Genomic DNA, 14,109 nt, shown 5'->3' with positions numbered 1-14,109 from the left:
GATCATTTCAACGGGAGGCAAGGGCCGATGAAGTACCCAGCGGCCCCGACGAGGCACACCTTCCCACCCACACGGTTTCCGCTGCCCTCATCGGGTTGACCTATATCTGGTGTTCTCTATTCTCAACCCGAAGTCGATCGAGTTGCTCATGTCGGATCAAGTGGAGTACTACGCACGGACTCGGCGACAACCATTCGGCTTCGCTCCTCCTGTCCGCAAGGATTCGAAAAGTCGAACTGACCTGCATCTAGAACCATCCGCAAGCCCCCAGCCTCACCAGGGTTGGGGGTTTGGTCGTCGCCATGTTCGCGCCGCCCTGAACACGGACATCTCACGCTTGCTGCGGCGACTTCGTGGGCGCGAGCCCGCCGCACTGGTCCGCCCCCCGGCTGCCACTCGCCGGGGGGCGACCTCGTTTGGAGGCAGTCGGGCTGGCAGGGGACGGCCCGACTGCGCGCACCTACACCAGGCGAAGGTGAGTTCTCATGCCGTCTATCTGCTTAACCAGCACGTCTCGATACTCGGAGTACCGCTGGATTGCATCACGGTCACCTGCGAGCCGAGCTCGCGCCAACAAAAACCGACAATCGTCCAGTTGATCTCGAAGAGTCATCATCACCATCACCTCCGATCCCTTTGTGTAGGTACCAAAGAATCGTGACACCTGGATGCGGTCCGTACGTGCGTGAAATGACCCAAAGGGGTACCTGTTTTCAGCGCCAGACACGCGGTAGCTTCCAGAAGAAAATGTTCGTCCGGATCTGTATCGCTGGTCACGCGAGGGTCATCCTCCTGCACCGACATAGCCACCCCGTCGAGCGAGGTCGGCACGCCAGGTGAGGTCTTCACCTTCGTGACCGCCCCGTCGGCGAGCTTCGGTATCGCGACGGCGCTATCGCGTACGGAGGCCGCAACGATGCCGTCAGCTGTGCCTTCTGCTCACTGCGCCTGCGCGGTCGCATCGGTGACCGCCTACTGCGTAAGCTCCCTCTTGGCGACGAATTGCGTGCAGTAGTGCTAGAGCAGTTCGGTCGACCAGGGTCGCGGTCTTCTCGATGCGTCTTTGACCTGCACTAGGTCACCGCGAGGATTTGGTCCGGTGCCTCTCCCCTGCCTACGACCTTGCGTTGCGCGCGGACTACGCATCTGAGATCAAATACGCGTTCACTAAGTCGTCGATGCGCGAAGTGAAATCTCCAGGCTCGCCGAGTACCTGAATGACTTGAACTGCGCCGATAAATCCCGCGCACAGATTCGCCGCCAGGCGCTGGGCGGCGGAGGCGGGAAGTTTCCGCCTGTGATCGCAGTATCGACGAGTCTGCTGACGAGTTCCACCCACTTGCGGAATGCGAGTGGGGCGGTATCGAGACCTGCTTCTGTGGTGAGCCTAAGGCCGGCTCAGGCCAGGGCATCGTCAGCTATAAGCGCCGCTGAACCGCTGAAGAATTCAGCCAACTGCTCGATCGCTGGTATTGCTGATTTGTCGGTTGATTGTTGGGTTTGGCGGAGCGCGGTCAACCAGTGGTTGCTGAGTTCTTGCGCAATCGCTTCCTTGGAGTCGAAGTGGAAGTACACGGCTCCTTTCGTGGAGGCGACCTCTTCGATGATGTCGTTCAATGAGGTGGCGGCGTACCCATCGATCGAGAAGGAGCGTGCAGCTGCCTTGAGGATCTTGGCCTTCGTGTCGTGCGCTCGTTATTGTCGGGAGCGTTGGCGTTGTCCGGACGGAACGATCAAGTGGAGTCGGTCGTCTGGGTCAGTCAATGCGGGTTCCTTACCTGCCAGTCTGTGGGGACTTCGCGGGGCCATCCCCTCCATGATGGCGCGTTTCCTGCCCCTCGGAGACTGTGGCGTTGCTGGGTTGCGGCGCTACTCACGCTGTGGTGACGAGTTGGTCGGTGAAGTGAACATCGGAGGCTCGCATGTCGATGAGCGGAGGGTTCTCGAAGCCAGCTGCTCGGGCCGCGGTATCGAACTTTTCGTACCGCCGCCACGACGTCGATGTTGCAACAGGCGGGTCGGACGTCTGAGCGATCATTTCCCAGGTGAGAGTCGGGTCTACAAGCTTGCGTCGTGCGGTGTCCTGCGTTTCGTCCGCGTTGCGCACGGAGGGGGTTGACAGCGATTTCTAGCGGTCGCATCCGAGCCTCGACTAATGCTTTTTGCGTCGCACTTAAAGCACACGTCGAGGATGTCGTTCCAGCTGCGTGCGTGTTGATCTCAGAGGGACGTGGGGTGGTCTGCAATTTTGCGTGTGAATTGCGTAACTGCAGCGGAATGTTCACGCAATTTGCTCGAGGCTTTGCGCCGCCAAGGCTTCCAAGTTCTACAGAACGGAATGTCAGCAGATGAGAGGGACATGGCATTGCGCGCACCCAGCAAGGACTTCCCACCCGGGGCGGTTCGCCTCCCCCCACACCCGACGGCCTGCCACTTTCAATATCGAGGTCCATGGAATGCCTCCCGCGTGCACACCCTATTCGGCTGTCGCGGTAAGCGCCTCTAACTAGGTCTTCCAGCCGACTACACAAGATGCCCTAGCCCGTGACAGAACTCCACAATCAAGAATCAAAGACAATCCAACATTGCGTGCACGCAGTGCATGCCATGCACGCAGTCTTCTACAGTCCCCTGGCCTTCAAGTATTCGTCCAGCGCAGCCTCGGTCATCGATGCCTCACTAATTTCGCGATCGCCAGTCTCGTACCGCAATTTGTCGACGCCACGCCGGAGGCGATCCTTGGTCGATGGTTTGATGCGCGTGTTATGGGTCATCGACAGCTTCTCCTCCTCATCTTTGCGGGCATTGAGATCCGCTGAAGGCGATGGTGGCGTAGCTGCAGGTGCCGCTGGGGTCGCGCCTCCCCTGGGCGGACGTTCCGGGATGAGTTCAGCCGGATGTGTCTTACGAATGGCAGGTTCCCGCTTCACGCTCATGCCGGGGCTCCGATCACGATGGGCAACTCAGCGAGCAAGTCACTGTAGGCAAGTTGCAGCGTCAATGCTTTCCCACCCTTGAACTGGTGAATCGGAGTGCGATTCGAGTGCGCGTCCTGGCGGGCCGCGAGTTCCGGGATCGATGTCTTGGCGACGAGTGAGCCGTAGGTTTCCCGGAGCTCGCTCTCTCTGAACTCATGTTCGCCGGTAGACCGTTTACGACTGATCACGATCTTGTCGAATTCCAGCTTCGGGTTCGCCCGTTTACGAACGGTGTCGATTGTCTCTTCGAGCTTCTGAACGCCGCCGACACTGTCGATTGTGGGTTCAGTGATGGCGACGACGCCATCTGCTGCAATAAGAACCGCGAACAGCACCTTGCCCATATTGGGAGGGCAGTCGAAAAGCACGGCATCATAAGGAGAAAGGTCGAGCCCTTCGAACGCAACGTCTAGGCGAAACACCAGGTCATTCGACCCATCCGATTCGATTTTGCCGAGCTCTTCGTCTGCGGGAATGAGGTCGACGCCATCCCATGGGGTGGCAATGATCGCCTCGGCTGCAATGCCTTCCCTAGTCTGGTTCATGAGGTGGTAGGCCGTCATCATGCCCTCTTCGAGAGTGACGCCGAGGCCGCCGGTCGTATTGCCCTGTTGGTCCATGTCGACGACAAGTACTTTTCCGCCGACCGCGGTGATGGCGCTGGCAAGCCCGAGAGTGGAGGCTGTCTTGCCTACGCCACCCTTCTGGTTGCCGAGTGCGATTTTGCGTGGCTGCATTGCGGACCTTTCATCGAGGGCTTTGACACTTGCGAGGCGTGCATTGCGTGTAAACCACGCGCTGCATGCAATATGTGCATTGCTTGCTGTGTGCGCAATCCACGCTGTACGTGGGTTGCACGCAGACTGTGCGTTACACGCAATCTGAGCACTGCATGCATTGCATGCTGCGTCGGCCCCGCTCGCTAACCACGCACACTGTGCATTAAGTGCGCGCGTAGCATAACACGCATGTAATGCGTGACGTTCAAGCATTGCGCTCTGTGCGTGTCATGCTCGATTCGCGTCGAGCGCAAGCCTTGCGTCCAACGCGTGCAATGCTGACCATGCGTGCAGCGCACCCTGTGCATGTCATGCTCGACACGCTATCCACGCTCCGCTAGCACGCCCCGCAGCCTATGCACACAATGCATACCTCGCACACCAAGCAATCATCACATTCAACGCACGGCATGCAATGCACGCACTGATCGCAGTGCTAACTCCGCCCGCATGCGTTGCGGTGCATGCACGCCATACAATGAACGTAGAGCATGCATCACACGTTATGCGAAGTCCGCACGCATGCCATGCAGCGCATGCAGAACATGCACACCACGCATTGCGTGAACGCGCAAAATAGCAGGTCAATGCACTCACTGGCATCGAACGAATCGAAAACACCTGCCGTGAGTGTCACACATTGTTGAAAAAGCTCGACCGGCCGAGAGCAGCTTGGCTGCCACGATCACACGATAGCGAGGCGTTCCAGACACCAAATCGAAACGTGCGACAGTCCGTCTCGGTCAGATTGTCAAGCACTTCGAAGGAACACTATTGGGCAGCCAACTGACTACAGGCGGAAATATAGGATTCGGCAATTTCCGATGTGCTCGCAGAACCAATTGCTCAACCGTCGCGAGCGGTCTTGCCCAGCCACCCGCCAATGCACCGCCCTTGCGGGAATGGCAGGAACGCGCCAACCTTGCGAGGCAGGCAAGACAGCCTCCCACTTCAGAACCTTTCTGTTATCTGCGCCGGGGGCACGTCAATAGAAGCCCGAACCCCTTTGAAGGCCAGAACACATTTCATTCCATCCGGGTCCGAACATCGAGGGCACAAGGAAGGACTCATATGAACTGCACGGATGGTGAAGTGAGACATGCGTGGGCCGAACGACCGCACCGAGTGCGGGGGGGGGGCTAATTCTATTGAGAGATACAGCCGATTTACTGCCAGTCGGGGTGCTCATCTAACTCACGAACAACATTGCGGAATCATCTCAGGACACAGCGGGGGGTCGCGGCGAAACGAAATTTCTGCGCGAAATGCAGGTCGCGGTGTGGACCCGGAGATGTGAGGGAAGGGACGTGTGGAGATCTGGATGAGTCGAACTTTGGCCGAGGTCGAATGACCGAAGCGAATCCGAACAGGCACCGAATTTATGTCACAGTGACGAAATTAAGATAGGGGATGGGGTGGGGAGAATTAGTTCCATTAGCCTTGATTTCGCCGCTTTGCGAGCAGAACTTTCGGGTGGGTTTGCACATCTCGCATACATCGACGCGCGGATCGCTACACCCAAACGCACGCAATTTTTCGACCGAGAGGGGGCGGGGATGAAGACAGACTTCCAATCTACAAGTAGCCCGTGCAGGATGCCGACTACTCTGCCGTGTCGACAGCTACGAACGACACAAGGGGGCCCACCGTTTCACGCAACAGCGTTGCCATACATGCAATGCATGCCTTGCAACGCACGCATTGCATGTATGGCATGCGCGATCAGAATGCCTCGCAAAGCATGCGTCACACGCAGTGATCGCACCATCCTTCTCTCCACAAAAAGCCGCTTACCTGCGCAAATCAAGTTTCTCAGTCAGGTACGTGTCTCGGAGAAATATGACCGATAGACGATCCGAATACCTACGGACGCGTCCGCATTGGAGGAAACGGCAGTCGTTTGAACCTCTTCTCGGATGTTGAACCAGTACCAACGCAGCGTTCTTCAGGCGCAGAGAAGCGAACCGACAGCCCACCATTGACTGGTCCAGGCAGCGTCAGTTCTCCGAAAAGGGCTGTGGAACTCCGCGTATTAGATCAAAATGTTGACCTCCTGGATCTTTGTGTCCCGATCAACCTCGCCATGAGTATTTAGACCCCGTGGCGATTCGGGTGCCGTGCCACGGACCGCAACACTTCTCGGCAACGCATGTCGATCATCGCAAAGCGCGCTTTTTGGATGCGTATTGCATGGCTGGATTGGGCCCAGGAAGCCTCAATGTTGCTGTTTGCATGTCAGGTGTGCCCGAATGCTGGCTAGGATCTTGGCGCGGTGCTCCGGGTTCGCTGCCATTTTCGTACGCTGCACATGTGAGTTTTCAAGTAATTCTTGTTCCCTCTTTCGCGCCAGGTCGGCCGATTTACGCTGTTCACTGGGTGATTCTCCGGTCCAGTCGATCCGATCGAGCCTCCGTCTGAGATATGCCAACGGTGAGATCAGGCTTGATCTAGTTGGCCAGATCCACCCCCGATCTGCTGTGTCCCGGGAGAGCGTCTGTGCGATGTCACGTCCTGTCCATCGCGTCGTATCGATTTTGACATCGCGGAGAAGATCACAGATCGCCCCGATATGTCCGGGCGGTCTGAGAGCCGGAGCATGGTTGACGAGTTCTGCTGCAGTCCTCTGAAGTGCCAGAGGCCGGGGTGTGATCCGAGAAGTGGTTCGTTTTTTTGTTGTGAGCTGGGCTCGCGCGTGCGCGCGTTGGTGAGTTCTTCCTAACGGAAGAACTTCAAAAGATAAAATACCAACACTAGATAGGGTGTCAGTTCCTATCGGCCCTGGTCGACTGCTGTGAAGCTGATTGACTCGGTTGACATCGGGCCTCAGGGAGTTGCGAGCACTGTGGCGGGTTGCTCTTTCAGACGCGCGAGACGGTCGCGTCTTGGCGAGTTTGCGGTGAGGTGTCGTTGCCACGATTGTTCGAGGGGATGACAGTGACCATGTCGATGCAGCACGGTGCTGTTGACCCCCGTGATGGGCTTCAGCAGCCAGAAATTCCAGGGTTTTGAGGTTTCGTCCCCGGACGTGTTCGATGCCCATTCCCAGAGCGATGAGCACTCGCCTGGCGCGGTTGACAGAGGATTCGCTGACTTTGGCCCGGGCAGCGATCGTTGATTTCGCTGCGGAGACCCCGCGGCCGGTGTGAGATTCGGCGAAATGTGCGTGAGCTTGTGCCACTGCGTAAGCCTTGTCGGGCTTGATCAGGTTGCGCGCGCACAACGCCTTGCCAGCCGGGCTGGTGGTGTGATGCCGGAATTGGCGGAGCCATTCCGTGCGTGATGTCCACACTGGAACGCGTGCTTGTTCCGTTGGTTCGACGGGTAGGGACCACGAGCGTCCGCGCTGGTCAGTGGACTCGTTGAGTTGCCGTGTAGTGGCTTCGAGGCGAGCGATACGTGAGAGAGCATCGTCGACTGCCGCTTGCCATTCGTCGACTTCTGTCGATTGGGGGACAGCGGATTGGGTGCCGATGCGCGACACGCCGAAGGTTGGTGATATGGAATGAGTTGGGGTGTATTCAGGGTATGCGCTACCCTCAGACATACCTGCCATAGGTAAGTCCCTTCCGGGGGATGCAGTACGAGCAGAGAAAGCGCCAACTTTCGAAGCTCACCTCTCGAGAATGTTCGAGAACAGATGTCGGAGAACCTGCCAGTTCTCAGTCGACGTCAAGGACCTGCCAGTCCTTATTTCGCCGCGATGCGGTCCGCTCCCAATCACCCCCTTCGGGGGCCTTTGTGCTTTCCAAGAGGTCTGCGCTGTTTAGTTAGGTATCGGGGCACTTCGTTCGTTGTCGACTAGGGGCGGCCTCCCTGTCTGCGGATCCGCTGTACGCGCGTCGCGGCCGCGGTTGTTCGGGAGGTCTGTTCGATCCGGCGGCCGCACATCGGTACCGCTATGGGTATGGTGCTGGCTTGCTCGGATGGGCCATTCGGGACGCAGAAGTGTGATCCGGTCGCCATGAACGCTGAAATGTGATCTGGACGTGCCGAAAATGACACCGTGAACACGTCCGCGAGTATGGCGGAATTGCGTTTCTGCGATATCATCGAGTAAGCACCGCCTCTTCCTTTCGAGGTAGTGGTGGTCACCGCCTCTTCCTTCACTGGTTAGTGGTGGTCAGGGAGCTGGGAAGCTCCCACAACCGCATAAACGGACAGCCCCCGATGCCGCCAAGCCCTGGGGGTTGTCCGCTGTCTAGGGATAGTTCATGCGCCGACCGCAAGTTGCTCGATGCGCCGCAGTGATCCAGCTGCCTCGACCTCGAGAAGTCTCAGCTGGTCCGGATGCAGTTTGTCGATGATGTAGTCCGGGATGTCCAGTCCGTGGGTGATGGCCAATATGAGCACGGAGTAGTCCCCAGCAGGGATTCCGAGTTCGGCGGCCCGATCCTCGTACACCTTGTGCTGCTTGAGGGGAGCACGAGTCGCGATGTGTCCGCGAGGTCCCTTGTTGTGCTGTGCCATGAGGAAAGACTAGAACCAATCTGTAACTGATACGGGTAGGCGCGCTTGTTCGGTGTGTCGCGTGTGGTTGATGTTGCCATGGAGTTCTGAGGGATTCTGCGGCGGCCCGCCTCACAGCCCACCGCCGGCCCGACCAGCGAGGGGCTTGACGGACCACCTCTACGGCTTCGCTGACGGTGGAGTTTGGGCGAGTTGGCGGTCGGCGGTTCCAGGATGGGTCTAGCGTCGGAACCGGGTTGGATTCTTCAGGAGCGGATGGAGATGCTTGGCTCTCAATCGGTCAGACGCCGGGGAGCTTCATGTGCGACTGAACGCGGGGAGGGGTTATGTAACCCGCGTGTTGGACGGCGCTTCCGCAGCCGGCTGCCGTGTGTCGTGGAGATTGATGGCGGCAGGGGGCCTGCGGACAGTCGATGGTGCGTCTGCGAGCTCGATAGCTCGGGTCACATGTCGCGAGGAGCACCTGAAACATCCGGAAAGACACCTCAACCTGTCAACTGCCGAAGGCATTTTTTCCAGCGGGGAGGGTTTGTGCCTTCGTGTTCGCCTGCGAATCGTGACAGGACTTCGGTTGGAGCGAGGTCGATCCGCGTATATTGTCACGGGGAATGCTCTTTATCGCAGGTGCGCAAGGATTTCGTTCACCGGATTCGAACATTAGAGTCGTGCGTCGATCGACTTCCGTGAGTGCATTGCTCGGATCGACAAATCGTCGGTGCGGTCTTCGCTCACTCGAAGGAATACTTCGCATTCCGTCAACATTCGTTTCTCAGGACTCAAAGGTTCCACAACGCCAACAGTTCGGCCCGAAGACGGAGCGAGCGAACGTAGTGGTTGGACCGCAGTTGTGCGCTGGGGTACCCGACATCGACGAGATACCTCTCGGTGTCTGCCACAGGAAGCGGTAGCAGGTCGTTGCGAACGCGGAGAAAGAACTGAAATTGACTGGGGGAGTCAGGTATTCGATCCTGATTGGATATCACGACAGCGGGTGGCAGTACCAATTCGTTGTCCGTGGAGATGCGGATGACGACGTCCCCCCGTGCCATGCTGCTTGGTTTTCCGAGTCTGAGTGTTTCGAGTCGATATCTCACGCTCGGATTGACCGAAAGCTGCTTCGTTGAAGGCTGTTTCACAGGTACAGTGCGCACGGGAGGATGGCTTTCGTGATCGCTGACTTGCCTGATAAATACTCGGTTGGTCGGAGTTGGAAGAAAGTCGTTGTCGAGGTTCTGAGTTCGACCGACGATGCCGGGTATGGGTACGGCACGCCCGATAGCCCATTCGCGCGCGGCGTTGTCGATGAATATTTGTTCTACAGCAGTGGTTTCGTCGATATTGCTGATGAACGCGCGACTGTCGGCAACCACTTGCGGGTCATCAGAAATGACGACCGCTTCATGGGTGAATGTGGAATTCTCCGAAGCATTCGGCGAGCCGATTACAGCTCGTTGGTTCGTCACGATGACCTTGGCGTGCAGTGTTGACGACGACAGGATGCGAACGCCCTTGCTGAGGTAGTGCGCAAGGACGGCAGGTGAAGTGGCGTGGGCGCGGATCGCCGCGGTAGAAGCATTGACGATCAGAAGGTCTCCACTGCGAAGTGGAAGTAGTTCGGGCGCAAGGTGTCCGAGATAGGGGATAGCGGCATAGCGCGGGCCTCGCGTTCGGATCGCACGAGTGATGTGTAGCCACGGGTTCGGTCCGTGGAAGCTGGTCCCCATAGCCTAGAACGGTAGCGCGAATCGGACGCGATTTCTGGCGCCTTCGAGACAAAGGACGGCACTCGCTGTCTGAGTTGAAGGCTGCCCCTGTGCGTCACCTCTGGAGCGAAGTATCGTCCGAATCCTCCGAGATCTAAAGCTCAGAACGGTTCCGAACGCGGCCGTGACGCTGTTACTGCCTTTGGCGAGGAACTGTAGAGGTCTGCCACCGATGGTTCCGGTCGTGAGTGGGCCGCCGACGGATTTACCGTGGTTTCTTTGGCCAGGGTCCGCGAGCAGTCTGCCTGCGACAACCTACTCTGCGCTGATCCCTTGTGAGCCTTTCAGTGATCCACATCGATCTGCGCTCGGTACTGACGACAGTGACCTGAACTCGCATTCCTGGATTTCTTCACAGGGCGCGTTGATCGGTGTCAATCCGTCCAGCATCATACGTCTCTCACCTGAAATCGGGCGCTTCAAGCCAGTCCGCGCGCGGACAGGTGCAACGTGCCCCCAGGTAGACGAGGTTTACATGCAGCTTCCACATTCGACCACCAATCGCGCCGTCAGCCTGCTGGTAACGACCTCAGTCGCCGTCAGCGTATTCGTAGCGACCGCGCCGGCCATCGCGTCCGCCACGCCCTCGGGTTGCTCGTCGACGTTTAACCTGTTCATTCCTGGGACCTGGGAAACGGGGGAAGGTTCCGATCCGTCCATCTCGATCGGGGTGCTCAAGCCAATCGCCGACAGCATCGCGGACAAGCACGGTGGTGCGGCGCAGATTTATATGTTGCCGTATATGGCGCGAGCTTTCGACAACGGAAAGACATACGCAGACAGCAAATCTGATGGTTTGACGAGCGCGAAGGACCTCCTCTCCGAGATCGCAGCCAAGTGCTCCAATACAAAGTTCACCATCACCGGCTATTCCCAGGGCGCGGACATCGCAGGGGATCTCGCCTCTGAGATCGGCAACGATTCCGGTCCCGTCAAGGCAGAGCAGGTCCTCGCGGTCGGGCTTCTCGCCGATCCTGGTTCCGGAACTGACGGCGAAACCGTCGTCGGGCCGCAGCCGTCAGGAAAGGGGATCGCTGATCCGCGGCCCCAGGGTATGGGGAAGCTGTCGGGTCGGGTCGCGTCGATCTGCGATCCGAAAGATCTCTACTGTGCGATCGACAAAGGTTCGAGTCCGCTGCTCGGATCGCTGGGTTCGGTGCTCACCGAGGCCCCTAGCGCTGGAGGTGACAGCCAGGTCGGCGGTAATTCGCGCCTGGCCACGGCTCTGGCTTCGGATTTCTCCCACGCCGACTTTCCGAGCCTCGCCACCGCAACCGGTAATTTGACCAGCGAACTGTCGAAGACCGACGGCACAGTCAACCTCAAGCAGGTCGCCTTCACCGCGACATCGCTGGCGAACACGCTGAGCCCGCTCGCCGAACTACTTGGATGGGGTGCCGCCAATCCTGCTGCGAACGGGCAGCTCGCTGCAGCTCCCGCCGGGACAGCCGAAAACAACGCAAGCCAGGTTCTGGACCAGGCCGACCAATCCGATCTCAGCAGTGCGCTCTCGACAGTGACCGCGATCGCCGACACCGCAAGCACGCTCGCCAGCAAGGGCTCCACGACACTGCCGGCGGCATCTCCAGACCTGATCTCGCTATCGACTGCTGCTGGCACCCTCGATAGTCAGATCGCGCCGCTCCTGGCGACACCGAGCGATGTCCTCGGGTCAGCCTCCGGAATACTCTCCGTGCTCAAACCCACCGTAGTCGTCAACCAAATCCTCAACTTCGCCACCGGTGTCACCTCCCTGGATATGCCAGCGATCCTGGCGAACCTGAAACTTCTCCCGCAGAAGGTCGCTGCGCTCGACGCGCAGGGTGCCCACAAGGTCGCAGGGGATCTGAACAACCAGTTCTCCCCGTTGGTGAAGATGGCCGCCGGTGTCGATTTGAAGTGGATCTCGCAGGTTCTGGCGGTAATTCCGGATCCGTCCGGCTACTCGCAAGTCGCGGCGCTCGTCGCGTCGATCCTGGGAGGCGTCGACATCATCAAGCTCGCAAACCTCGTCGGCCAGGTTCAGGAAATCGCCTGGGCCGCAGTGGAGAAGCTGCTCCCACCGCCGGGACAGCTTCCCGACCCGCTCGGAGCCGGAGTTGCCATGACTGGCCTTGTCCCGGTCGGACTCGAACTGGCTTCTGTCGCGGTCAACATGCTCTCCGGCAAAGTTACGAAGACTGATCCGACATTGCTCGGCAAGCAGTCCTCGACGGCCTCCACCACTACTCAGACACAGAATCTGGACCTTCCGGGGCTGGCTAATTCGTTGATCTCGATGTCCCGCACGCGAGGCGCCAACGACCTTGCATCGCTGGTGAAGGAGGGGCTCGACGCAGCGTCATTCTTCGCATCTGGAGCCCACCAGAACTACAACTTCCTCGTCGTCGACAACGCGGGTCGTAATGCGATCCAGTGGATCTCGGACTGGCTCAACCTGCAAATCAGTCGCGGCGTTTGAGTCGACACCGGGTTACAGAGACAGGCTCTCTAGACTGCAACTCTGATCGTTTAAGGGCAGATATGGCTAGATCTTGTCTGACAATTGTCAGTCTATGTGATCTCCGCCGGTGTAGTCGGTTTGGCGCGAGCGGTGCGAAGTACCTGCAGGGTAGCGAACAGAAGTTGGAAACCGAGATCTATCGCATCGGGCGCGGACGTGGTGCGCGGTGGCGTCGCTAGGTTCCGTCAATGTGGTTCGTGATGGCCACATGTGGGTTCTTCCGCAGTTGTTGTCTCCGCTGCTGACGGCGACTATTTCTGACGGAAATCACCTGGGCGTAATGACTCCTTAGCGGGCGAAGAAGGTCGAAGCATTCGCAGTCAGTGTTTCGACCCGGTTGACTCGCATGTGACTCCACAATTGTCGGAATCCAATGTCGACGTTGAGAGTTGGGGCCTTGCTGGGTGTGCGATGAGCTTCTCCCGCCTCACACCCAACATGACGTCAGCAGTGAATGTCCCTTCGTATCAAGCGGATCGGTCAGTGTGCAGTGTCGAATGCATCGAGGACCTCCGCTTTGACCCGTCCCCGTGGAGCCACGTCGTAACCGTTCTTGACCGCCCAGTCTCGGACGGCCTGCAACTGCTCTTTCGAGCGACCGGACCCGGTAACCTTTTCCGTCGCATCACCTTTAGTGCCCCGGCGTACGTTTCCGGCTTTCTCCGCCACCTTCACGAAAGGCTGCAGAGCGGCATTGAACTTGTCGGCGTTCGTCGGGCGCAGGTCGATCAGGTAGTCCGTCCCCTGATATGAGAATTGGATTCGCTCCCCGAACCCGTCGTCGATGGGTTTTCCGTCGAGATCGTCGATTAGTTGGCGAATAACTCTTTCTGCCATGCATCGGCCCCCTTTTTTTTGATACGTGTGTCTCCAATGATCGACTGACCCTAGCAACCTCTCTGAGGGTGCGGAGACGACGTCGACGGTGTGTCGTCGTGGGGCCGAAGAGCTGCCAGTTCATTTACCTTGGTTAGACCGAAACGGCAGGTGTGCGGCAATAGCTTGTATGACGTAGTGAAGGAATCGGTGAGCAGAAGGCGCTGAGCGTGACATCGACGCTGGTGGCGGTGGATGGAGCAAAGCCGGTCACCGGAGTTGCTTCGTTGATCGTGCCGTTCGGGGGGATCGCGCTTTGGGTGAAGCCGAACATGCCGCCGACGATTTCTCCGTCAGCGCCCCGGAAAACATAGAAGATCCGTTGGGGGGAATTGAGTGTGGTGGCGCTAGTGGACCTCGCTCTCAGGGCGACGCGTGTGTCGTACCCGGTGCCTAGGAGCTTGGCTTCAGCGGCGACGGTGACTTGGGGATCTGATCGTGACGGTGATCTCCCGGATCGGTGGTGACCTTCAAGTCGGCGATGTCGGACGAGTGGATGAGCATGTCACCGACGTACGCGTCCGCGCCGGGCGCGAGGAATGCCAGAGTCTCCTGCTTAGTTTCGAGTGGTGTAACGGAGGAATCGAGAGCGGTGACCGTGACTTCTGCGAACGCGACCGCTGATCCCGGATTATGGACGCGAATGCCGTACGTGACGAAATCGCCGTCAGCGACCAAGCTCTATCCCTGCTCAGCTACCTCAGGTGCCGTCAAAACATTGGTGGCAGCAGCCGGTGCTTTTG

The 14,109-nt window shown here is 58.6% G+C and carries 10 protein-coding genes; 1 reads left to right on the top strand and 9 read right to left on the bottom strand.

Features of this window, described 5'->3' with window-relative positions; genetic code table 11:
- Positions 1-1,398: 1,398 nt before the first annotated feature.
- The 6 genes from ACFWEM_RS33555 to ACFWEM_RS33530 form a co-directional block, all read right to left on the bottom strand.
- Positions 1,399-1,617, bottom strand: a complete 219-nt coding sequence (locus ACFWEM_RS33555) for a TetR family transcriptional regulator (RefSeq protein ID WP_378539964.1) — start codon at positions 1,615-1,617, stop codon at positions 1,399-1,401.
- Between the two features lie 256 nt (positions 1,618-1,873).
- Positions 1,874-2,107: a hypothetical protein gene (locus ACFWEM_RS33550; protein WP_378539963.1), complete on the bottom strand. Its 234-nt coding sequence runs from the start codon at positions 2,105-2,107 to the stop codon at positions 1,874-1,876.
- Positions 2,108-2,621: 514 nt separating this feature from the next.
- Positions 2,622-2,774, bottom strand: a complete 153-nt coding sequence (locus ACFWEM_RS33545; RefSeq protein WP_007733689.1) for a hypothetical protein — start codon at positions 2,772-2,774, stop codon at positions 2,622-2,624.
- A gap of 158 nt (positions 2,775-2,932) precedes the next feature.
- Entirely contained in the window at positions 2,933-3,715 is a 783-nt protein-coding gene (locus tag ACFWEM_RS33540) for a ParA family protein (protein WP_007733691.1), read from the bottom strand.
- A gap of 4,251 nt (positions 3,716-7,966) precedes the next feature.
- Complete coding sequence (locus ACFWEM_RS33535) at positions 7,967-8,224, bottom strand: hypothetical protein (protein ID WP_007733695.1); 258 nt, start codon at positions 8,222-8,224, stop codon at positions 7,967-7,969.
- 776 nt (positions 8,225-9,000) lie between these two features.
- Positions 9,001-9,948: a phospholipase D family protein gene (locus tag ACFWEM_RS33530; protein ID WP_378539961.1), complete on the bottom strand. Its 948-nt coding sequence runs from the start codon at positions 9,946-9,948 to the stop codon at positions 9,001-9,003.
- 514 nt (positions 9,949-10,462) lie between these two features.
- Between ACFWEM_RS33530 and ACFWEM_RS33525 the strand changes: the two genes are divergently transcribed.
- Complete coding sequence (locus ACFWEM_RS33525) at positions 10,463-12,448, top strand: cutinase family protein (protein WP_378539959.1); 1,986 nt, start codon at positions 10,463-10,465, stop codon at positions 12,446-12,448.
- Between the two features lie 522 nt (positions 12,449-12,970).
- On the opposite strand, the gene ACFWEM_RS33520 is transcribed toward ACFWEM_RS33525, so the two are convergent.
- From ACFWEM_RS33520 to ACFWEM_RS33510, 3 genes are all read right to left on the bottom strand, one after another.
- Entirely contained in the window at positions 12,971-13,327 is a 357-nt protein-coding gene (locus ACFWEM_RS33520; protein WP_378539957.1) for an Lsr2 family protein, read from the bottom strand.
- Positions 13,328-13,460: 133 nt separating this feature from the next.
- Entirely contained in the window at positions 13,461-13,640 is a 180-nt protein-coding gene (locus ACFWEM_RS33515) for a hypothetical protein (protein ID WP_378539955.1), read from the bottom strand.
- A 119-nt stretch (positions 13,641-13,759) separates the two neighbouring features.
- Positions 13,760-14,044 carry a hypothetical protein gene (locus tag ACFWEM_RS33510; protein WP_378539953.1) on the bottom strand — a complete coding sequence of 95 codons (285 nt, stop codon included), beginning with the start codon at positions 14,042-14,044 and terminating at the stop codon, positions 13,760-13,762.
- Positions 14,045-14,109: the final 65 nt, after the last annotated feature.

The sequence above is a fragment of the Rhodococcus sp. NPDC060176 genome, from assembly GCF_042728675.1.
Lineage (GTDB): Bacteria > Actinomycetota > Actinomycetes > Mycobacteriales > Mycobacteriaceae > Rhodococcus_F.
This window is presented reverse-complemented; position numbering and strand designations above follow the sequence as displayed.